Consider the following 20,137-nt stretch of genomic DNA (forward strand, 5'->3'; position numbering starts at 1 on the left):
CGCTACCATACCTTTTGGTATGGAGGTCAGGTCGCGAGCATCAGGTCGAGAAATCGTTCGCTGCGGGCGGCCAGCCGTGGGTGCGGCGAGTCCCCGGAAAGGTGCAGGAACCCGATGCCGACGGCGAAGGTGGCGTCAGCTCGCAGTTCCGCCTCGTCGGTGTCGAAGCCGTAGTCCTCGAACGCGCGCCGGACCGCGGCGAGAATGCGCCGATCCGCGGCGCGGACGCTCTCGGCGACGGCCTGGTCCGAGCGCGCCCATTCCCGCATCGCACGTTCCAGCGTCCAATGCCTGGGGCTGACCAGCGAATTCATCATCTGGACCAGTCGGTCCCGTGGTGCCAGGGAGCCGATCGCTTCGATCTGGCTGCGGTCGGCGTCGCGGAGCTCGCTCCACCCCTGGATGAGTGCCGTCCGGTAGGCAGCGATGTTGGCGAAGTGCCAGTAGAAGCTGCCCTTGGTGACCTTCAGCCGAGCGCACAACCGGTCGATCTTCAGGGCCTTCAAACCCTCTTCTGCCAGGATTGCGTACCCGGCAGCCCGCCAGTCATCGATACCCAACCGGCTGCCCGCTCGGGAGTCCGGCACCTCGTCGACATCGTTCCGATCGATGGTCACAAACGGCAGCCTACGGCGGGATGAACGCCGCGTAGCTCTGCGTCAGGGTGGTAGCTGAACGGTACGAAGTACGCAACAACCTGGTCTCAAGCGGGATTCGGGGGTTCCTCGGCGTGTCCGGCGCGTGTTTTACTGCCCACAGACAACTGAATCATTCGGTGCGTTCAGTTCCCGTACCAGACTGAGCCCGCCACACGCGGCCGCGAGAAATCGCGGCCGTGCCACCAACGCCGTCTGATCGCGTGGAGTGGGCACGATACCCGGTACCTGATACTGAAATGGGATTGTGAATGTTCGTTGACAAGCTTCGCGGCCGTCTGGCGCGCAGGGTCGCCGGCGCCGTCTCGGCCGCCGTCCTGCTCCCGGGTCTCATCGGACTTGCCGGCCAGACAGCTACCGCCAGTGCGTTCTCGCGCCCCGGCCTGCCGGTCGAATACCTACAGGTGCCGTCGCCGTCCATGGGCCGCGACATCAAGGTGCAGTTCCAGAGTGGTGGCGCCGGGTCCCCGGCGGTGTACCTGCTCGACGGTCTCCGTGCACAGGACGACTACAACGGCTGGGACATCAACACCGCCGCCTTCGAGTGGTACCTCAACTCCGGCCTGTCGGTCATCATGCCGGTCGGCGGCCAGTCCAGCTTCTACGCCGACTGGTACAAGCCGGCGTGCGGCAAGTCCGGTTGCTCCACCTACAAGTGGGAGACCTTCCTGACCTCGGAGCTGCCGCAGTGGCTGCAGGCCAACCGCGAGGTCAAGCCCACCGGCAGCGCCGCGGTCGGCCTCTCGATGGCCGGTTCGTCGTCCATGACCCTGGCGATCTGGCACCCCGAACAGTTCATCTACGCGGGCTCGATGTCGGGCTTCCTGAACCCGTCCGAGGGCTGGTGGCCCTTCCTGATCAACGTCTCCATGGGTGACGCCGGTGGCTACAAGGCCGACGACATGTGGGGCTCGACGGGCGACCCGAACAACGCCTGGCAGCGCAACGACCCGATGGTCAACATCCCGCGGCTCGTCGCGAACAACACCCGGCTGTGGGTCTACTGCGGTAACGGCAACCCGAGCGAGCTCGGTGGTGACAACGTGCCGGCGAAGTTCCTCGAGGGCCTGACCATCCGCACCAACCGCACCTTCCAGGACAACTACCTGGCCGCGGGCGGCAACAACGGCGTGTTCAACTTCCCGGACAGCGGCACCCACGACTGGGGCTACTGGGGCCAGCAGCTGCAGGCCATGAAGCCTGACCTGCAGCGCGTGCTGGGCGCAAACCCGTCGTCGTAACCTCAACAGCAAACAGGCCCCGGGAGAAATCCCGGGGCCTGTTTGCTTCGCACGGTGCATGATTGGGCCATGACGGTCCACGCCAGCCCGGTCGACGAGCACCTGCCGGACCCGAAGGACATGCTCACCTGGAGCCAGGCAGAGCGGGTGATCGGGTTCCGCAACGATTACCGCGCCTACCGGGGCACGGTGTTCCGATCGGGAACGCAGCGGGCGCTGCCGATTTCGGCGACGCCCCTCACCGACGTGACGTACGAATTCGGTGGGCAGACCCACCACCTCGCCGACTATCTGGAGCATCAGAGCGCCACCGGGCTGCTGGTGCTCAAGGACGACCAGGTCGCGTACGAGTATCTGGGCAGCGGCAACACCGCCGAGACACTGTGGACGTCGCGTTCGGTGGCCAAGTCCGTTGTCTCGACGCTTGTCGGCGTCGCGGTCAAGGCGGGCGCGATCGCGTCCCTGGACGATCCGTTGACTCGCTATGACCCGACGCTGGCCGGCACCGCGTGGGACGGCGTCACCGTCAGGCAGCTGATACAGCACACGTCCGGGGTGCAGTGGAACGAGGACTACACCGATCCTGACTCGGAGTTCTCCCAGTTGACGCGGTACGAGGCGGGTTCCGAGGTGTACCCGGCCGTGGCCAATCTGGTCCGAAATCTCAAGCGCAGAAACGACATTGAGCCCGGGCGGGTGTGGTCCTACAACAGCGGCGGTGCCTGGCTGCTGGGCGATCTGCTGGAGAAGGCGGTCGGCATGCCGCTGAGCCGGTACCTGGAACAGCAGATCTGGGTCCCGTGCGGCATGGCGTCCGACGGGGTCTGGCACTCCTACGAGGGGCACGACACCGGGGCGCACGGATTCAACGCGACGCTGGCCGACTGGGGCAGGTTCGGCCTGTTCGTGCTGAATGACGGGGTGTTGCCCAGCGGCGAAAAGATTCTGCCCGACGGGTGGGTGCGTGATGCGTCGAACTGGTCGGCCGCGTCGGTCTCGCCGGAGCACCCGAACGGTGTGTACGGCTATCAGTGGTGGAACAACGAACTGGCAGCGGACAGCGAAAAGCCCGGCGCCCGGGATGATGAGTGTCTTTGGGCGCTGGGCATTTTCGGTCAGATGCTCGCGATCAACCGCAGCGAGAACCTCGTCATGGTGCAGTGGTCCACCTGGCCGGTGGCAGAACCGTCGTTCAGCGCCCAGCCGGCAGAGGCCGCGGTGATGTTCGCGGCGCTCGCGACCGCGCTCCGGTAGCCCAGCGCGTGCCGGGCCACCGGAGCACCGGTCACTTGAGCTGTGCCGAGGACAGGCCCAGCAGACGTCGTGCCACGACGAGCTGCTGAATCTGCTGCGTGCCTTCGAAGATGTCGAGAATCTTCGAGTCGCGGGCCCACTTCTCGAGCAGCGGCTCCTCGGAATAGCCGGTGGTGCCGGCCAATTCGACGGCCTTGAGGGTGACGTCGGTGCCCATGCGCCCGGCCTTGGCCTTGCTCATCGACGCTTCCTTGGAGTTCGGGATCTTGTTGTCGGCCTGCCAGGCAGCGCGCAGCGACAGCAGGTAGGCGGCCTCCCAGTCGGACTCCATCCGCAGGAACTCGGCGGCCGGGGCGCTCTGCGCGTGGGCCGGCTTGTCATACGAGATCTCGATGCCGGCGTCGGTCAGGATCGTCCGCAGTTCCTCCAGCGCGGCGCGGCCGACACCGACGGCCATGGCGGCCACCATCGGGCGGGTGTTGTCGAAGGTCTCCATGACCCCGCCAAAACCCTTGTCCACCTTGATTTCCGGATCGCCGAGGAGATAGTCCTTGGGGATGCGGCAGTTGTCGAAGCGGATGACCGCGGTGTCGGAGGCCTTGATGCCGAGCTTGTGCTCGAGGCGCTCGACGATGACGCCGGGGTGCTCACGCGGCACGCAGAACGACTTGATGGCCGCGCGGCCGAGCGAGCGGTCCAGCGTCGCCCACACCACGATGTGGGTGGCGCGCGAACCGGCGGTGACGAAGATCTTCTCGCCGTTGATGACCCACTCGTCGCCGTCGAGCACCGCGGTGGTCGAGACCGCCGCCGAATCGGAACCGAAGCTCGGCTCGGTGATGGCCATGGCGGCCCACACCTTGCCCCACTTGGCCAGCTGGTCCTTGGTGGCGACCGCGGAGATCGCGGCGTTGCCCAGGCCCTGGAAGGGGACGGTCAGCAGCAGGGCGACGTCGCCCCAGCTGACCTCGAGCGCATTCAGCAGCGCAGACATGTTGGCGCCGTTGATGTTCGCGTGCTTGCTCTTGGATTCGCTGGCCGAGAATCCGGCGCCGGCGATGGAGACGGCGTTGGACTCCTGGATGCCTTCGAACAGGCTGGCCAGGGTATCGAGCTCGGCCGGATAGGCGTGCTCGGCCAGGTCGTACTTGCGGGAGATCGGGCGGAGCATCTCCGCGGCGCCCTGGTGGCCCTTCTCGACGACGGCCTGCAACTTGCGGGGTATTTCCAGATTGATTGCCATGATTGGTCTTTCGGGATATTTGGAAGTTTTGGGCGATTACCGGGCCGGGCTACAGAACGACGACACCTTCGGCGACGCCGATGGCCCGCAGATCGCGGTACCAGCGCTCGACCGGGTGTTCCTTGGTGTAGCCGTGGCCGCCGAGCAGCTGCACGCCGTCGAGGCCGATCTGCATGCCCTTGTCGGTGGCGAACCGCTTGGCGAGGGCGCCCTCGCGCAGGAACGACATGCCCTGCTCGGCGCGCGACGCACCGCGCCACACGATGAGCCGCAGGCCGTCGAGCTCGATGGCGATGTTGGCGCACATGAACGCGACCGACTGGCGGTGGGCGATGGGCTCACCGAACGCCTCGCGCTCCTTGACGTAGGGCACCACGTAGTCGAGCACCGCGTGCGAGGTACCGACTGCCAGTGCGGCCCAACCCAATCGGGACAGTGCGATGGCTTCGGAGTAGTCGTTGTCGGTGGCCTCGTCCTCGCCGAGCCGGTTGCCCAGCGGGACCGCGACGTTGTTCAGCTCGACCTTGCCCAGGGCCGCGGCGCGGATGCCCATGCTCGGGTCGGCCGTGACGGACAGGCCTTCGGAGCCCGACTCGACGATGAACAGGGCCGGCTTGCCGTCGAGCTGCGCACCGATGATGAACACCTCGGAGTTGGCGGCGGCCGGGACCAACGACTTCACGCCGTTGAGGCGGTAACCACCGGGGGTGCGGACCGCGGTGGTCCGCAGTGCGGTCGGGTCGAACAGGGCGTGCGGCTCGGCGATGGCGACGCAGGCCTGCGGCACGTTCTCGCCGGCGAAGGACGGCAGGTAGGTGGCCTGCTGGCCGGCGCTGCCCCAGCGGGTCAGGGCCGACGCCACGCCACCGGGCGCCAGGATCGGCAGGGCCAGACCCATGTCGCCGTAGGCCAGGGCCTCGGCGACGAGAGCGGTGGTGACGGTGCTCTGGGTGGCGGCGATGCCGTCGAACTCCTCGGGCACGTTGATCGCGGTGATGCCGAGTTCAGCGGCCTTGGCGATCAGGTCGGCCGGGTAGGCCGCCGCGGCGTCGGCGTCGTGCGCGGCCGGCCGCAGGATCTCCGCGGAGAACTCGCGGACGGTCTCCACGATCATTTGCTGGTCTTCGTCCGGATTCAGGTCGAAGTAGTCCGAGCCGCCCGGCTTCAGGCGCGTCGGCGCGCCGTTGAGCCCGGGGATGCGCTTGAACGTGCGGCCCGCGGCGCCGGCGGTGGAGAACGCCGTCTTGATGCCGTACTTCAGGCCGCGGTTCATCGGGTCGCGCAGGTTGTACTTGTCCAGGAATTCCTGGCCGACAAAAGGTGTGATCAGCGCCAGACCGATGTCGGTCGCTGTCCGCTTGTGCCGTTGCAGGCCGATGGCGCTCTCCGGACCCTTGCGCACGGGGCGCTGGGAGGAACCGGCCGAAGTGCCGTTCTGGGGAAGGGTGTTGGTCATTTCGACAGCCTCGCGTCGTTGGGGCAGTGCGCTATGACCGTATCTTACTCCGGAGTAAGGTACGACGCTCGTGTTATCAAGTTCACACTTTGCTCAACGCCGAATGGCCGGTTATCGCACGTAGTTCAGGAAATTTCGTGCGACAACCGGCCACTCGGCGGGGATGGAATCAGGAGAGGGCGGCGAGCACCTTGTCGTGCAGCAACCCATTGGTTGCCACCGCGCTGCCACCGTGCGGGCCGGACGCGCCGGCCAGGTTGGTGAACGAACCGCCGGCTTCACGCACGACGACGTCCAAGGCGGCCAGATCCCACAGCTTGACCTCCGGTTCGACGGCGATGTCGACCGCGCCTTCGGCCAGCAGGCAGTACGACCAGAAGTCGCCGTAGGCCCGCACCCGCCACACCGCGTCGGTCAGTGCGACGAACGCGTCGCGCCGGTCTTCCCAGCCGGTGGTCAGATCTGAGTAGGACAGGCTCGCGGCGTCCAGCGAGTCGACGCCCGATACCGAGATGGTGCGCGTCCGGCCGCCGAATGAGCTGAAGGCGCCCTCGCCGGTGCCGGCCCACCAGCGCCGTCCGAGTGCCGGGGCGCTGACCACCCCGACGATGGGCACGCCGTCCTCGAGCAGGGCGATCAAGGTGGCCCATACCGGGACGCCGCGGACGAAGTTCTTGGTGCCGTCGATCGGGTCGATCACCCATTGCCGGCCCGCGAAAACTGCTGTGCCCCCGTACTCTTCGCCCAGCAGGGCGTCACCCGGCCGAGCGGCCGACAGCGTCTCCCGCAGCACCCGTTCCACGGACTGGTCGGCATCGGTCACCGGGGTCAGATCCGGTTTGGTCTCGATGCGCAGGTCCTGCGCGCCGAAGCGGTCCAACGTCACGGCATCGGCCTGATCGGCCAATTTCAGGGCAAGGTTGATGTCGTCTGCGGTGGTACTCATGGGTGCAGTCCTACCATGGGTACGTGTGGGAATTCGTCGTGCTCATTGTCTTGCTCGGAGCGCTCGTACTGCTGGCTGCCCCGTGGCTGCGACGTACGCGTAGCGGGGAGAGCGGGACGCTGCTGATCACCGGCGTCAGTCCGCGACCGGATGCCACGGGGGAGCAGTTCGTCACCGTCGCCGGAGTCATCAACGGCCCCAGCGTGAACGAGCACGAGGTCTACGGCCGGATCGCGATGGATGTGGCCGACTGGCCCTCGGTGGGCCAACTGGTCCCCGTCGTCTACTCACCCAAGAACCCCGACAACTGGAACTTCGCGCCGCACGCCCCGCAGGCGTAGTCGATCGGCCCGAACCTTTCTGCGCACGCCGCCTGGCGGTTTGCTCAGCATCCTCTGGAAATTCCACCGAATGGACTAATTTCGGTGTTGCCCTGTGCTAATAGATTCACTGTGTGAATAGCCAGCTATCGCATCGAGCTTGCTGACCGGATGGCATGCGCGGCTCGGATTCGACCGTCGGACACAGTCTTTCCGCAGAAGGGGACAAGAACGCACATGGCCAAGTCTCAGATCTCGTCGACCGGTAGGGCCACCAAGATGATCGGGGTGGGGCTGACGGCAAGCGGATTGCTGCTCCTTGCGTCGGCGGGCGCCGCATCAGCTGACAGCGGGCCGCTCGACGGGCTGGGCAGCGCCGTGGGCGGCGAGCTCGGCTTCACGCAGCACTTCGCCACCCACAACATCGGCGGACTCGCCGGCATCGCCGCGATCAACACCGGCGGCCTTCAGGCCGGCGTGGGTTCCCTGAGCTCGGGCGTCCTGTCTGGATCGACAGCCACGTCGTCGCTGCTCAATTCGGGCGGCAGCCTCACGACTTTCGCGGTGCAGGGCATCCTGCGGCCCAGCCACTGAGCGGGCACCAACGATCGCGCCGGGGCGCACGGCGGCTCAGCCGTGCGCTACCCGCAGCATCTCCGCGACCTCTGTCAACTTCACGCGCGGCCGGTTCTGGCCCTCGCCGGCCGACCGTTCGTGCGCGTCGATCAGGCGCCAGTGGTCATTGGTGACCAACGCGGGCTGCCGGGACAGGAACCAGGCGGCCAGGTACTCGGCGTGGGTGGTTCCGAAATCGGCCAGCTCCGCGCCGCAGATGTCCTCGATCAGGGTGTTGACGGTGTCCTGCGAGTCCTTCTTGTTGCTGCCGATGACGCCCGACGGTCCGCGCTTGATCCAGCCGACGACGTACTCGTTGCGGCTGCCTTCGACCCGGCCCTCGGTGTGCGGGATGATCGCGGCGCGCTCATCGAATGGCAGGCCCGCGGTCGGCACGCCCCGATAGCCCACGGCGCGCACCACCAGCTGGGCCGGCAATTCCTCGCGGTTACCGCTGTCCTTCGCGATGATCCGGCCACCGTCATCGACCAATTCGTTGTGGCCCAACACAATTGACTCGACGCGCGCGGATCCTTTGATCTCGATCGGCGAGGTTTGGAACTTGAAGACGATGCGCCGCTCGCGCCCGAGATCGCCACGTTCGGCGTAGCTGCGCAGAATCTTGATGTTCTGCCGCACGGTCTTGCCCGCGGCTTCCAGATCCGCGTCGGTGATGCCGTCGACGTCAGCGGGATCGACGATGACGTCGACGTCGGCCATGGCGGCCAGGTCGCCGAGCTCACGCAGTTCCAGCGTCGTGAACGGCGCCTGCAGCGGGCCGCGCCGCCCGATGATCACCACCTCGCGAACGCCGCGAGCGCCCAGGGCCGTCAACGCGTGATCGGCGATGTCGGTGGCGGCCAGTTCGGCCGGATCGCTGACCAGGATGCGGGCCACGTCCAGGGCCACGTTGCCGTTGCCGACCACCACGGCGCGGTCCTGGGTGACGTCGGGGTTCATGGTCGCGAAATGCGGATGTGCGTTGTACCAGCCGACGAAGTCGACGGCAGCGACGCTGCCTTCGAGCTCCTCGCCGGGAACGCCCAGCGGCCGGTCGGATTGCGCGCCGATGGCGTAGATGACCGCGTCGTACCGCTGCGCCAGCTCGGCGGCCTGCACATGCTCACCCACGGTGACGTTGCCGAAGAAGCGGAACCGGGCATCGTCGGCGACCTTGTCGAACTGCGCCGAGACGGTCTTGATCTTCGGATGGTCCGGAGCCACACCGGAGCGGACCAGTCCCCACGGTGTGGGCAGCATCTCGATCATGTCGATCTGGACGTCGACCGGATCGTCGGTGGCGGCCTTGGCATCGGCGAATTTCAACAGTGACGCGGCAGCGAAAAACCCTGACGGGCCGGATCCGACAACCGCCACATGGTAAGGGCGCATATGTATGGTTTGCCTTCTTGTTCTGCTCAGTGCGCGCAAGGGGCTGTCGCGACGCGCGGAGCGGGTTACACGGCGATGCTAAACCGGTCTAATCGATCATGGCTTGCAATGCGTAAGTCCGTCTCACTGGTCGGTACCCTCATGCTTTGTGGACCTCGATCGTCAAGCCGACATTGCCGCCCTCGACAGCACTCTGACCACTGTGGAGCGGGTGCTCGACGTCGACGGTCTGCGCGCCCGGATCGCCAAACTCGAGGACGAAGCCTCGGATCCCAAGTTGTGGGACGACCAGGCCAACGCGCAGAAGGTGACCAGCAGCCTGTCGCATGCGCAGGGTGAGCTCCGCCGCGTCGAGGAGTTGCGCGGACGGATCGAGGATCTGCCCGTGCTCTACGAGCTGGCCGATGAGGAAGAGGGCGCCGCCAAGACCGACGCCGTGGCCGACGCCGACGCCGAACTGGCCAAGCTGCGCGAGGACGTCGAGGCGCTCGAGGTTCGAACGCTGCTGTCGGGGGAATACGACGAGCGGGAAGCTGTCGTAACCATCCGCTCCGGCGCCGGTGGTGTGGACGCTGCCGACTGGGCCGAGATGCTGATGCGCATGTACATCCGCTGGGCCGAGAAGCACGGGTATCCGGTCGAGGTCTTCGACACGTCGTACGCAGAGGAGGCGGGCATCAAGAGCGCGACCTTCGCGGTGCACACGCCGTTCGCGTACGGCACGTTGTCGGTCGAACAGGGCACCCACCGGCTCGTGCGGATCAGCCCGTTCGACAACCAGAGCCGGCGCCAGACGTCGTTCGCCGACGTCGAGGTGCTGCCGGTCGTCGAGACCGCCGACTCCATCGACATCCCCGAAGGTGACATCCGGGTCGACGTCTACCGGTCCAGCGGTCCGGGTGGTCAGTCCGTGAACACCACCGACTCCGCGGTCCGGCTGACACACATCCCGACGGGGATCGTCGTGACCTGTCAGAACGAGAAATCGCAGCTGCAGAACAAGGTTTCCGCGATGCGCGTGCTCAGCGCCAAGCTGCTGGAACGCAAGCGCCTCGAAGAGCGGGCCGAGATGGACGCCCTCAAGGGCGACGGCGGCAGCTCCTGGGGCAACCAGATGCGCTCGTACGTGCTGCACCCTTATCAGATGGTGAAGGACCTGCGCACCGAGTTCGAGGTCGGCAACCCGGCCTCGGTGCTCGACGGCGACATCGACGGCTTCCTGGAGGCCGGAATCCGCTGGCGCAACCGAAAAGACGATGATTAATTTCTCTCTGATCGCCGCGAGCCAACCGGAGTCATTCGGTTGGTGGGCCCAACAGTGGCACGACTTCTGGCGGGGCTCGATCGGCGCGTGGATCATCACCCGCGGGCTGCGGATCGTCATGCTCGTCATCGCGGCGATGCTGATCGCACGGTTCGTCGGCTGGCTGACGCACCGGATCACCGCCCGCATCGACGAGCGTTTTCAGGAGAGCGACGCGCTGGTCCGGTCGGAGACCACCAAGCACCGGCAAGCCGTCGCTTCGGTGATCTCGTGGGTGTCGATTGCTCTGGTTTCGGTGATCGTGCTGGTCGACGTCATCGAAATCCTCGGGATTCCCATCGGTTCGCTGGTCGCGCCCGCCGCCGTGCTGGGCGCGGCGCTGGGCTTCGGTGCGCAGCGCATCGTGCAGGACCTGCTGGCCGGGTTCTTCATCATCACCGAGAAGCAGTACGGCTTCGGTGACCTCGTGTCCCTCACCGTCAGCGGCATCAACACGCCCGCCGAGGGCACGGTCGAAGACGTCACGTTGCGCGTCACCAAGCTGCGTTCCAGCGACGGCGAGGTGTACACGATCCCGAACGGGCAGATCGCCAAGACCGTCAACCTCTCCAAGGACTGGGCACGTGCGGTCGTGGACATTCCGGTGCCGACGACCGCGGACCTGAGCAAGGTCAACGAGGTACTGGGCCGGGTCTGCGAACGCGCGATGGCGGACCACCAATTGCGCACCCTGCTCCTCGACAAACCCCAGTTGATGGGCGTGGAGAGCATCGAGCTGGACACCGTGAACCTGCGGATGGTGGCCCGGACGCTGCCCGGCAAGCAGTTCGAGGTCGGCCGGCGGCTACGGGTGATGGTTGTCTCCGCGCTGGGCCGGGCCGGCATCGAGAGCCCGCACGACAGCGAGCCCGAAGTGGAGGCCATGGTGCACCCGGCCACTGTCGCCGGTGCCGAGGACAAGACCCAGGGGCCGGGGGACGAGCACTGATGAATGCGCTGTCTCGTCTGACTGCCAAGCACAGCGACTCGCGAGCGTGGCCCGAGTACATCCTGGGCCGGGTCCGGACGTCGACTCTCGGCCTGATCGTGGCGTTCTTCGTGGCGTACTGGGTGCACCAGACCTACGCGCCGCCACCACCACCGCCGACACCGCCGCCCGCGGTCGTGCCGCCGGGCTTCGTGCCCAACCCCGATTACACCTGGGTGCCGCGCACCGATGTGAACACTCGCCCGAAGTCGACGTACCGGCCGACGCCGACGGAGACCACCGAGACGACTGACACGACCGAAATGACGACGACCACCTCGACCACATCCAGCACGTCGGCGCCGCCCACCACGACGGTCATCACCCCGGTGCCCGGGATCCTGCCGCCGGTCACGCTGCCGGTCCTGCCCGGCCTGGCGCCGGCCCCAACTCCGGCTCCGGCACCCGCGGCGCCACCCGGCCCGCTGCCGGCCGCTGCGCCGCCCGGCCCGGTCACGACCACCATCGTTTCGCCCGGCGCGGCACCGGCGCCGAGCTAGCAGCATCAGCCTCACCCGTCACACGGCGGCGTCCGACTACACTGGCGTGCCGTGATGATCACCCTCGACCACGTGAGCAAGAACTACAAGTCTTCGGCACGCCCAGCCCTGGACAACGTGTCGCTCAAGATTGACAAGGGTGAGTTCGTCTTTCTCATCGGACCGTCCGGTTCTGGTAAGTCGACGTTCATGCGGCTGCTGCTCGGCGCCGAGGTCCCGACCTCGGGTGACATCCGCGTCTCGAAGTTCCATGTCAACAAGCTGCACGGTCGCCAGATCCCGAGCCTGCGCCAGGTGCTCGGCTGCGTGTTCCAGGACTTCCGGCTGCTGCAGCAGAAGACGGCGTTCGAGAACGTGGCCTTCGCGCTCGAGGTGATCGGCAAGCGCCCGGACACCATCAACCGCATCGTGCCCGATGTGCTGGAGATGGTGGGTTTGTCGGGCAAGGCCAACCGGCTGCCCGGCGAGCTGTCCGGTGGCGAACAGCAGCGGGTCGCGATCGCCCGGGCCTTCGTCAACCGGCCGCTGGTGCTGCTGGCAGACGAACCCACCGGCAACTTGGACCCCGAGACGAGCAACGACATCATGGACCTGCTGGAGCGGATCAACCGCACCGGCACGACGGTCGTGATGGCCACCCACGACCATCACATCGTCGACTCGATGCGTCAGCGCGTCATCGAACTCGAACTCGGCCGCCTCATCCGCGATGAGCAGAGCGGCGTCTACGGAATGGATCGCTAAGTGCGCTTCGGCTTTCTTGTCAATGAAGTCCTGACCGGATTTCGTCGCAACGTCACCATGACGGTCGCCATGATCCTGACGACCGCCATCTCCATCGGCCTGTTCGGCGGCGGTCTGCTGATCGTCCGGCTGGCCGACCAGTCCAAGCAGATCTATCTGGACCGGGTGGAGAGCCAGGTCTTCCTGACCGACGACGTCTCGTCCAACGACCCCAACTGCGACGCCGACCCGTGCAAGTCGCTGCGCAAGCTGATCGACGACCGCAAGGACGTCAAGTCGGTGCGCTACATGAACCGGGACCAGGCGTACGACGACGCCGTCCGGCGGATTCCGGCGTTCAAGGATTACGCGAGCAAGAAGGCGTTCCCGGCATCGTTCGTCGTCAAGCTCGACAATCCCGAGCAGCACAAGGGATTCGAGGACGCGCTGCGCGGACGTCCCGGCGTGCGCCAGGTGACAGACCAGAAGGAACTGGTCGACCGGCTGTTCGGCATCCTCGGCGGCATCAGCAACGCGGCGTTCGCGGTGGCGCTGGTGCAGGCCGTCGCCGCAGTCCTGTTGATCGCCAACATGGTTCAGGTCGCGGCCTACACCCGGCGTACCGAGATCGGCATCATGCGACTGGTCGGTGCCACCCGCTGGTACACCCAGTTGCCGTTCCTGGTCGAGGCGATGCTGGCCGCCACCATCGGTGTGGTCGGCGCTGTCATCGGCTTGATCGTGGTGCGGGCGATGTTCCTCGAGGACGTGCTCAACCAGTTCTATCAAGCCGGCCTGATCGCCAAGGTCGACTACGCCGACGTTCTCTTCTATTGCGCGCCAATCATGTTGGCACTGGGCCTGACCATGTCCGGGGTCACGGCCTACGCCACGCTGCGCGCGTATATCCGGCGATGATGATGGCCAAGAAGAAAGACGCCGACAAGGACAAGTCGGGAAACAACTCGGTCGTCGCAACCAACCGGAAAGCGCGACACAACTATTCGATCATCGATACCTACGAGGCGGGTATCGCGCTGGTCGGCACCGAGGTGAAGAGCCTGCGCGAGGGTCTGGCGTCGCTGGCCGATGCCTTCGCCACCGTGGACGACGGCGAGGTGTGGCTGCGCAACCTGCACATCGCCGAGTACCACCACGGCACCTGGACCAACCACGCCCCGCGGCGCAACCGAAAGCTGTTGCTGCACCGCAAGCAGATCGACATGCTGGTCGGCAAGCTGCGGGACGGCAACTTCACGCTGGTGCCGCTCAAGCTGTACTTCTCCGATGGCCGGGTCAAGGTCGAGTTGGCACTGGCCCGCGGTAAAGAAGCGCACGACAAGCGTCAGGACATCGCCAAGCGCGATGCGCAGCGTGAGGTCACCCGCGAGATGGGTCGACGTTTCAAGGGCAAGATCTGACCGGGGTTCTGCTGGCGCTGCTGTCCGCGCTGGGCTACGGCATCAGCGATTTCGTCGGCGGCATCGCCTCACGACGTGTCGCCGCGCTGCGGGTCGTGCTGGTGTCATACCCCATCGCCGGCGTGCTGCTGACGCTGATGGCGTGCGTTGTCGGCGGCCAGGTTTCGTCGAATGCGGTGCTCTGGGGCGTGTTGTGCGGCGTTCTGCAGGCGTTCGGGATCTGGTGGTTCTACGCCGCATTGGGCTCTGGACCGATATCGGTCGTCTCGCCGCTGACCGCGATCCTGGTGTCGGCGGGGCCGATTGTCGTCGGCGTCGCCATGGGGGAGCGGCCCAGCGGGCTGGCGATCGCCGGGATCGCGCTGGCGTTGGTCGCCGTGGCATTGGTCAGTGCCCAGGCCACCGATGAGGACGAGGTACCGCACCGGTTCACCGCCAAGGTCGCCTGGCTGACCGTCGGCTCCGGATTGACCTTCGGGCTCAGCTTCGCCGTGATCCATCAGGTGCCACACGAGGCGAAGCTCTGGCCGTTGGTATTCGCCCGCTTCGCGGCCACCGCGGTGGTGATGGTCGCCGCGTTGGCGACCCGCAATTTCGCTCTGCCACGCGGACTTCCACTGAAGCTCGCCCTGATCGCGGCGGCGCTCGACGTCATCGCGAACGTGGGGATGCTGCTGGCGCTGCAGGCTTCCATGCTGTCGTTGGCGAGCGTGCTGATCTCGCTCTATCCGGCGGCGACCGTCGCGCTGGCCATGGTGGTGCTCAAAGAGCGGGTGCGGGCCTGGCAGGCCGTCGGCATGGCACTGGCTTTGAGTTCGGTCGCGATGATCGCCGCCGGATAGCTGGTTGAACTAGAGCTGGTTGATCCGGATCAGGTTGCCGGACGGATCGCGAAATGCGCAGTCGCGCACGCCGTAATCCTGGTCGGTGGGTTCCTGCAGGACGTCGGCGCCGGCGGCCTCCAGGCGCGCGAACAGCGCGTCCAGGTCATCGGTGGCCAAGGTGACGGCGCCATAGGAGCCCTTGGCGATCAACTCCAGGATGGTGCGACGCTCGTCGTCGGTGATGCCGGGGTCGGCGCCCGGCGGGTGCAGCACGATCGACGTGCCCGGCTGTCCGGGCGGGCCGACGGTGATCCACCGCATGTCTTGGTAGCCAACGTCTTTGCGAACTTCGAAGCCCAGCGCGTCGCGGTAGAACGTGAGCGTGGCCTCGGCGTCGGTGTGGGGCAGGAATGCGTAGTGAATGGATATGTCCATGCCCATGACGGTAGTGGCGCTCAGTGCGGCGGTGCTTCTTGATTCCTGACCGGTCTGGTGACCTGCCGTGCCAGACAAGCGGGGATGCCGTCGGCTGCCTGCGTATGGTCGCGGCGGTACACGCTCGGCGCGACCCCGACCAGCTCGGTGAATCGGGTGCTGAACGTGCCCAGTGATGAAAAGCCAACGGCGAAGCAGACATCCGTCACGCTGAGATCGCCGCGCCGGAGCAGCGTCATGGCCCGTTCGATGCGTCGTGTCATGAGGTACGAGTAGGGCGATTCGCCGTAGATGCGCCGGAATTCCCGGCTCAGGTGGCCGGCGGACATGTGCGCGCCGCGGGCCAGGTCTTCGACATTGAGCGGCTTGGCGTACTCCCGGTCGATCCGGTCCCGCACCTTCCGGATCACCGTGATGTCCCGTAGGCGTTGCGCTTCCGCCCGGTCGTCCGCCATGAGGGTCATCGTCGCATGACCAATCATTGGGACGCATCGCGCAAACCGCTGTCGAGGGCGGTCTGGTCGTCGTACGGTCAATCGGTGAGCAGCTCAACCCGACCCGTCACCGTTCTGGAGAAGTCCGATGTTTTACCCGCCCTGTTCGGGGTATGGGACGACCTGGACAAACTGCTGGCCACCATTTCCGAAGCGGAGCTGCTGACCACGCAGACCGAACTGCCCGGCTGGCACGTCCGGGATGTCGTCGCGCACATCATCGGCACAGAGCTGATGCTCAAGGGAGAGCCGGTGCCGGAGGCCGACATCGACGTCTCGGAGCTGGACCACGTCCACAACCCCATCGGTGTGATGAACGAGTGCTGGGTCCGGTCGTTCGGCGCCCTCTCGAGTACCGAGTTGTTGGAGAAATTCCGTGCCGTCACCAGCGACCGCCGGGCCACCTTGACCGCGATGTCGGACGAGGAGTGGAACACCCCCACGATGACGCCGGCCGGCCAGGACAGCGTGGGCCGGTTCGTCCGGATCCGGACGTTCGATTCGTGGATGCACGCGCAGGACATCCGCGAGTCGGTCGCGCGCCCGGCGCCGGACGTGGCGTTGCAGAAGCCGGAAGCGCGGCTGTCGCTCGACGAGATCGAGACGATGATGGGGTTCGTCGTCGCCAAGCGTGGAGGAGCGCCGGACGGATCGCGGGTGGCGATCGAGTTGACCGGCCCCATGGCGCGCACCATTCGGGTTGCGGTCGACGGCCGCGCCGCGGTGGTGCCCGACTTCGGCGGTGCCGAGCCGACCACGGTGATCCGGCTGGATGGCTGGCAGTTCACGCGGCTGTGCGGTGGACGCCCGCTGGGGGCGGTGCGGCCGGTCGTCGTCGAGTTCGAGGGTGACGCCGAGGTTGGGCAGCGCATCGTCGAGAATCTGGGTTACGTCATCTGACCTGTTCGGACGGCTGCGCCGGATACTCGGTGGAAGTTGTCGGTGCGGCCGGTATGATGGAGTGTCCTACCGAAAGTCGGTAGGGGTGCGAGGGGCTGAACGGTTTCGACTTCGCGCATCGAATCAAGAGAAGCGTGCCGGTGCAGGCAACTGACCACCGTAAGCGTCGTTGTAAACCAATTAAGCGCCGATTCCAATCAGCGCGACTACGCCCTCGCTGCCTAAGTAGCGACCGCGTGTCTGTCAGACCGGGAACGCCCTCGGCCCGGACCCTGGCATCGACTAGAGGGAACCACCCACGGGTTCGGTCGCGGAACCCATGGGGACATCAAACAGCGACTGGGATCGTCATCTCGGCTTGTTCGCGTGACCGGGAGATCCAAGTAGAGGCATAGCGAACTGCGCACGGAGAAGTCTTGAGGGAATGCCGTAGGACCCGGGTTCAATTCCCGGCAGCTCCACAAGGGAAGGCCCGGCTCGAATGAGCCGGGCCTTTTCGTTTGGCCGCCTCGTTTGGTCTGTCCCACACGCCCTTGGGCTCAGACGTTACGGATGTCTGCTTTGAGCAGGTGGGGTTCGGTATCGGTGTCGTCGATGCCGAAGCTGATGATGCGACGGGGCGTGATGCGAATGATTGCGGAATCGAGGGCATCCCCTGCGGGGCCATGTTGTCCTGACGCTGTCACGGCCTGTTGGGCGGTGCCGCGTATCTCCAGGCAACGCACGCGCCATGGGTCGCGAGAGGCGATGTCGTCGATGACGAAGGCCACCTTGTCGTGGTTGGCGAGGTTACGGAACTTTTGGCTCTTGGCCATGTGGTAGCCCGAGATGTCGATTGTGCCCAGTTCCTCGTTGTAGGTGAAGCCCACTGGGCTGACTTGCGGTGTGCCGTCGGGCTGGATCGTGGCCAGTCGCCCGAGGTCTGCCGTCTTCATGAATTCGATTTCGTGTGCTTTGAAGGACATGCACTCCACGCTAAAACCTCAACGTAGGTTGAGGTCAACCCCGTCCGTGCCACACGCTTCGTAGTTTCGATACCACCATGTGGTGAGCCGCATTCCGCATTCTCGTGACAGAAAATGAAACGTGTTCTAGTCTCGCGTCATGAGCAACTTGGCGGCGATCGCTGATATTCAGCGACTCAAGTACCGGTACTTTCGGTCCTTGGACCTCAAGGAGTGGGACACCTTCGGGGACTGCCTCACTGCAGATGTCGTGACCCGCTACGGCACGCATGCGATGGGTGAGCCGGTGCATTACACCGGGCGATCGGACGTCGTCGACTTCATGCGGACGAACCTCGACAACGGAATCATCACCACGCACATCGCCAGCCACCCGGAGATTGACCTCGACTCCGACACGACTGCGCACGGCTCGTGGGTGTTCGAGGACACCGTGATCGTGCCGGGTCACGCGATGATCCGCGGTTCGGGCTACTACGCCGATACCTATCGCAAGGATGAGGACGGTGTGTGGCGGATCGCCAGCACTGGGTACCAGCGGATCTACGAGGCGCTCGTGCCGTTGGAGGATCTGCCGAGTTTCAAGTTGCTGGCGAACCGCTGGGCCTAGTGCTCGCGCGCTTCGGCGCCTAGGAGTCTGCCGGGGGCAAGCCCAGGTTGTGTCGCGCGGGGAAAGTTAGGCTTGATCCGGTGTGCACACGAGTGATCTGGCCTGACGCGGGCGACGCGGTCCTGGTCGGCCGCAACATGGACTTCCATCGAGACCTCATGACCAACTTGTGGAAGCAACCGCGAGGCGTGACCCGCGACGACGGGGTCGCCGGCAAGCTGACCTGGACCTCGAAATACGGCAGCGTGATTGCCACCGCCTTCGACATCATTTCGGTGGACGGCCTCAACGAGGCCGGACTGGCCGGGCACGTGCTGTGGCTGGCCGAATCCACCTACGGCACACCGGATGCCGGACGGACCCAGCTGAGCCAGGCGATCTGGCTGCAGTACTTCCTGGACAACTTCGCGACGGTCGCCGAGGCGGTCGCGTGGATCGGTGAGTCCAACATGCAGGTGGTCCAACTCGACGACCCCACCGGTGGCAATCCGCCCACCATTCATCTGGCGCTCGATGACGCCACGGGCGACTCGGCGATCGTCGAGTACCTCGACGGCCAGCCGAAGGTCTACCACAGCAAGGACTTTCGGGTGATGACGAACTCACCCACCTTCGATCAGCAGCTCGAACTGGTGAAGAACTTCGAGGGCCTCGGCGGCACCGAGCCTTTGCCGGGTTCCACGTTGGCCTCTGACAGGTTCGCGCGGGCCACCTACTACGCCGGCCGGCTCCCCACGCCGACCAGCCAGGTGGAAGCGATCGCCAGCATGTTCTCGGTGATCCGAAATGCCGCCCAGCCCTTCCGGATTCCGGATCCGGGCAAGCCCGACGCCTCGCAGACCATCTGGCAGGTAGTGCTGGACCTGACCAACAGGCGCTATGTCTACGAATCCACCACACGGCCCAACATCGTGTGGGTGGATCTGGCTGATCTCGACTTCAGCGAGGGCAGCCCGCAGCTCAAGCTCGACCTGATCAGCGACCTCGCCGTTGAGGGCGGCATCTCGGGCAACGCCGGTGGCAACTTCATGGACGCGGGACCGATGACCTTCCTGTCGTTATCTCTCCTGCGTGAACTGGAGAAGGCGAAGGCGGCGGATTGAGTGGCACGTCGGTGATTGCCATGACGTGTCGCTGACGCTCTGACAGTCTGTGCACGTGGACCTGATGTGGCGTGTCGTCGCGCTGACCGTTGCGACGTTCACGGTGCTGCTGGCGGTGCGCCGAGTGGTCATGGTCGTGAGCGGGTTGGTGTTCGCGCGCTACGTCGCGGTCGGCGGATTGGCGGCGTTCTCCGTCGAGCGCGACGGGGCCGATAGCTACACGGTGCGGTTCGAGGTCGGCGGGCCCGCGGTCTATCACAACGTGGCAGTGCAGCTGTTCGGTGCACCCGAGGGCGCCGAGCCGGCCCCGCCGGCGTTGCGCCACACCATGATCGCCGGTGACGAACCGCTGGAGTGGACCTTCCGGCTTCCCGACGGCACGGCGGCACAGACGTGGGTGATGGTCACCTGGGTCCGGCCGTATTTGCAGGGCGTCGAATCCGAAGCGCTCGCGCACTGGCTGCAGGCCGGTCGCCTGTACGAATGGCGTTGGTACTCCGAGACGAACCGCTATGTGCGGACCGCCATCCGCTTCGTGGCGCGACGGTGGTCCGTGGGCGGAGAGTCGTTGCGCGAGTTGCCGCTGTCCGGGCGCTGGCGTCGTACCTCGTCGAACAGCAGCGCCGACCTGTTGGGCCCGGCGGCCACCCCGCCGCCGAGAACATAGTCACCGTCAGGTAGGCAGCTGTTTGGGCACTGATGCCATCACATCGGATGCCGCCGCGGAGTTGTCACCGGTCGGCGCGTC

Annotated in this window: 23 protein-coding genes and 1 other RNA gene; 16 read left to right on the top strand and 8 right to left on the bottom strand. The window is 65.9% G+C overall.

All coding sequences use genetic code 11. The annotated features are described in order from the left end of the window. Positions 1-26: 26 nt before the first annotated feature. Positions 27-617 carry a TetR/AcrR family transcriptional regulator gene (locus ACNO8X_RS12575; RefSeq protein WP_418005551.1) on the bottom strand — a complete coding sequence of 197 codons (591 nt, stop codon included), beginning with the start codon at positions 615-617 and terminating at the stop codon, positions 27-29. Positions 618-907: 290 nt separating this feature from the next. Between ACNO8X_RS12575 and ACNO8X_RS12580 the strand changes: the two genes are divergently transcribed. Together ACNO8X_RS12580 and ACNO8X_RS12585 are read left to right on the top strand one after the other, a co-directional pair. Continuing rightward, positions 908-1,897, top strand: coding sequence for an esterase family protein (locus ACNO8X_RS12580; RefSeq protein WP_260940542.1), 990 nt, complete (start codon positions 908-910; stop codon positions 1,895-1,897). Positions 1,898-1,966: 69 nt separating this feature from the next. Further along, positions 1,967-3,151: a serine hydrolase domain-containing protein gene (locus tag ACNO8X_RS12585; RefSeq protein WP_418005552.1), complete on the top strand. Its 1,185-nt coding sequence runs from the start codon at positions 1,967-1,969 to the stop codon at positions 3,149-3,151. A 31-nt stretch (positions 3,152-3,182) separates the two neighbouring features. Here ACNO8X_RS12585 and ACNO8X_RS12590 read toward each other — a convergent pair whose 3' ends face one another. From ACNO8X_RS12590 to hisN, 3 genes are all read right to left on the bottom strand, one after another. Continuing rightward, positions 3,183-4,394, bottom strand: coding sequence for an acyl-CoA dehydrogenase family protein (locus tag ACNO8X_RS12590; RefSeq protein WP_418005553.1), 1,212 nt, complete (start codon positions 4,392-4,394; stop codon positions 3,183-3,185). Between the two features lie 49 nt (positions 4,395-4,443). Beyond that, on the bottom strand, positions 4,444-5,850 hold the full coding sequence (locus tag ACNO8X_RS12595; RefSeq protein ID WP_418005555.1) for an acyl-CoA dehydrogenase family protein: 1,407 nt from the start codon (positions 5,848-5,850) through the stop codon (positions 4,444-4,446). Between the two features lie 169 nt (positions 5,851-6,019). Further along, on the bottom strand, positions 6,020-6,796 hold the full coding sequence (hisN, locus tag ACNO8X_RS12600; protein WP_418005556.1) for a histidinol-phosphatase: 777 nt from the start codon (positions 6,794-6,796) through the stop codon (positions 6,020-6,022). A gap of 44 nt (positions 6,797-6,840) precedes the next feature. Between hisN and ACNO8X_RS12605 the strand changes: the two genes are divergently transcribed. Both ACNO8X_RS12605 and ACNO8X_RS12610 read left to right on the top strand, forming a co-directional pair. Then, the gene (locus ACNO8X_RS12605) at positions 6,841-7,137 is read left to right on the top strand and encodes a hypothetical protein (protein WP_377042159.1); all 297 of its coding nucleotides are present in this window, start codon (positions 6,841-6,843) and stop codon (positions 7,135-7,137) included. 216 nt (positions 7,138-7,353) lie between these two features. After that, positions 7,354-7,710 (top strand): hypothetical protein, encoded by a 357-nt coding sequence (locus tag ACNO8X_RS12610; RefSeq protein WP_418005557.1) that lies wholly within the window; start codon positions 7,354-7,356, stop codon positions 7,708-7,710. 36 nt (positions 7,711-7,746) lie between these two features. Here the strand turns inward: ACNO8X_RS12610 and ACNO8X_RS12615 are convergent, their stop codons facing one another. Then, a complete protein-coding gene (locus tag ACNO8X_RS12615; protein WP_418005558.1) occupies positions 7,747-9,123 on the bottom strand; it encodes an FAD-dependent oxidoreductase in 1,377 nt (458 codons plus the stop codon). Between the two features lie 148 nt (positions 9,124-9,271). On the opposite strand from ACNO8X_RS12615, the gene prfB reads away from it, so the two are divergent. The 7 genes from prfB to ACNO8X_RS12650 are packed head-to-tail and all read left to right on the top strand — an operon-like array spanning position 9,272 to position 14,900. Next, complete coding sequence (gene prfB, locus ACNO8X_RS12620) at positions 9,272-10,387, top strand: peptide chain release factor 2 (RefSeq protein ID WP_260940531.1); 1,116 nt, start codon at positions 9,272-9,274, stop codon at positions 10,385-10,387. Further along, the gene (locus ACNO8X_RS12625; RefSeq protein WP_418005559.1) at positions 10,380-11,375 is read left to right on the top strand and encodes a mechanosensitive ion channel family protein; all 996 of its coding nucleotides are present in this window, start codon (positions 10,380-10,382) and stop codon (positions 11,373-11,375) included. Before prfB ends, ACNO8X_RS12625 begins: the two co-directional genes overlap by 8 nt. Beyond that, on the top strand, positions 11,375-11,914 hold the full coding sequence (locus tag ACNO8X_RS12630) for a hypothetical protein (protein WP_418005560.1): 540 nt from the start codon (positions 11,375-11,377) through the stop codon (positions 11,912-11,914). The genes ACNO8X_RS12625 and ACNO8X_RS12630 overlap by 1 nt, the downstream gene beginning before the upstream one ends. Before the next feature lie 54 nt (positions 11,915-11,968). After that, entirely contained in the window at positions 11,969-12,658 is a 690-nt protein-coding gene (ftsE, locus tag ACNO8X_RS12635) for a cell division ATP-binding protein FtsE (RefSeq protein WP_043394723.1), read from the top strand. Continuing rightward, on the top strand, positions 12,659-13,555 hold the full coding sequence (gene ftsX, locus ACNO8X_RS12640; RefSeq protein WP_043394725.1) for a permease-like cell division protein FtsX: 897 nt from the start codon (positions 12,659-12,661) through the stop codon (positions 13,553-13,555). Positions 13,556-13,557: 2 nt separating this feature from the next. Then, positions 13,558-14,058, top strand: coding sequence for an SsrA-binding protein SmpB (gene smpB, locus ACNO8X_RS12645; RefSeq protein ID WP_260940522.1), 501 nt, complete (start codon positions 13,558-13,560; stop codon positions 14,056-14,058). Further along, entirely contained in the window at positions 14,055-14,900 is an 846-nt protein-coding gene (locus tag ACNO8X_RS12650; RefSeq protein WP_418005876.1) for an EamA family transporter, read from the top strand. The genes smpB and ACNO8X_RS12650 overlap by 4 nt, the downstream gene beginning before the upstream one ends. Positions 14,901-14,909: 9 nt before the next feature. Here ACNO8X_RS12650 and ACNO8X_RS12655 read toward each other — a convergent pair whose 3' ends face one another. Both ACNO8X_RS12655 and ACNO8X_RS12660 read right to left on the bottom strand, forming a co-directional pair. Then, a complete protein-coding gene (locus ACNO8X_RS12655) occupies positions 14,910-15,317 on the bottom strand; it encodes a VOC family protein (protein ID WP_418005561.1) in 408 nt (135 codons plus the stop codon). A 20-nt stretch (positions 15,318-15,337) separates the two neighbouring features. Continuing rightward, entirely contained in the window at positions 15,338-15,781 is a 444-nt protein-coding gene (locus tag ACNO8X_RS12660) for a helix-turn-helix transcriptional regulator (RefSeq protein WP_418005562.1), read from the bottom strand. A 75-nt stretch (positions 15,782-15,856) separates the two neighbouring features. Here ACNO8X_RS12660 and ACNO8X_RS12665 point away from each other — a divergent pair, with 75 nt between their 5' ends. Together ACNO8X_RS12665 and ssrA are read left to right on the top strand one after the other, a co-directional pair. Then, the gene (locus ACNO8X_RS12665) at positions 15,857-16,711 is read left to right on the top strand and encodes a maleylpyruvate isomerase family mycothiol-dependent enzyme (RefSeq protein ID WP_418005563.1); all 855 of its coding nucleotides are present in this window, start codon (positions 15,857-15,859) and stop codon (positions 16,709-16,711) included. 91 nt (positions 16,712-16,802) lie between these two features. Further along, positions 16,803-17,175: a transfer-messenger RNA gene (gene ssrA / locus ACNO8X_RS12670) on the top strand. Positions 17,176-17,250: 75 nt separating this feature from the next. Here the strand turns inward: ssrA and ACNO8X_RS12675 are convergent. Then, complete coding sequence (locus ACNO8X_RS12675; RefSeq protein WP_418005564.1) at positions 17,251-17,676, bottom strand: PPOX class F420-dependent oxidoreductase; 426 nt, start codon at positions 17,674-17,676, stop codon at positions 17,251-17,253. Positions 17,677-17,815: 139 nt separating this feature from the next. On the opposite strand from ACNO8X_RS12675, the gene ACNO8X_RS12680 reads away from it, so the two are divergent. The 3 genes from ACNO8X_RS12680 to ACNO8X_RS12690 all read left to right on the top strand — a co-directional run bounded on the left by ACNO8X_RS12680 (position 17,816) and on the right by ACNO8X_RS12690 (position 20,056). After that, on the top strand, positions 17,816-18,286 hold the full coding sequence (locus tag ACNO8X_RS12680; RefSeq protein ID WP_418005565.1) for a nuclear transport factor 2 family protein: 471 nt from the start codon (positions 17,816-17,818) through the stop codon (positions 18,284-18,286). An 80-nt stretch (positions 18,287-18,366) separates the two neighbouring features. Then, on the top strand, positions 18,367-19,389 hold the full coding sequence (locus ACNO8X_RS12685; RefSeq protein WP_418005566.1) for a linear amide C-N hydrolase: 1,023 nt from the start codon (positions 18,367-18,369) through the stop codon (positions 19,387-19,389). 55 nt (positions 19,390-19,444) lie between these two features. Beyond that, positions 19,445-20,056, top strand: coding sequence for a hypothetical protein (locus tag ACNO8X_RS12690; protein WP_418005567.1), 612 nt, complete (start codon positions 19,445-19,447; stop codon positions 20,054-20,056). Positions 20,057-20,137 lie beyond the last annotated feature (81 nt).

It is taken from the genome of Mycobacterium sp. PDNC021 (assembly GCF_048282635.1).
Taxonomy (GTDB): Bacteria; Actinomycetota; Actinomycetes; order Mycobacteriales; family Mycobacteriaceae; genus Mycobacterium; species Mycobacterium llatzerense.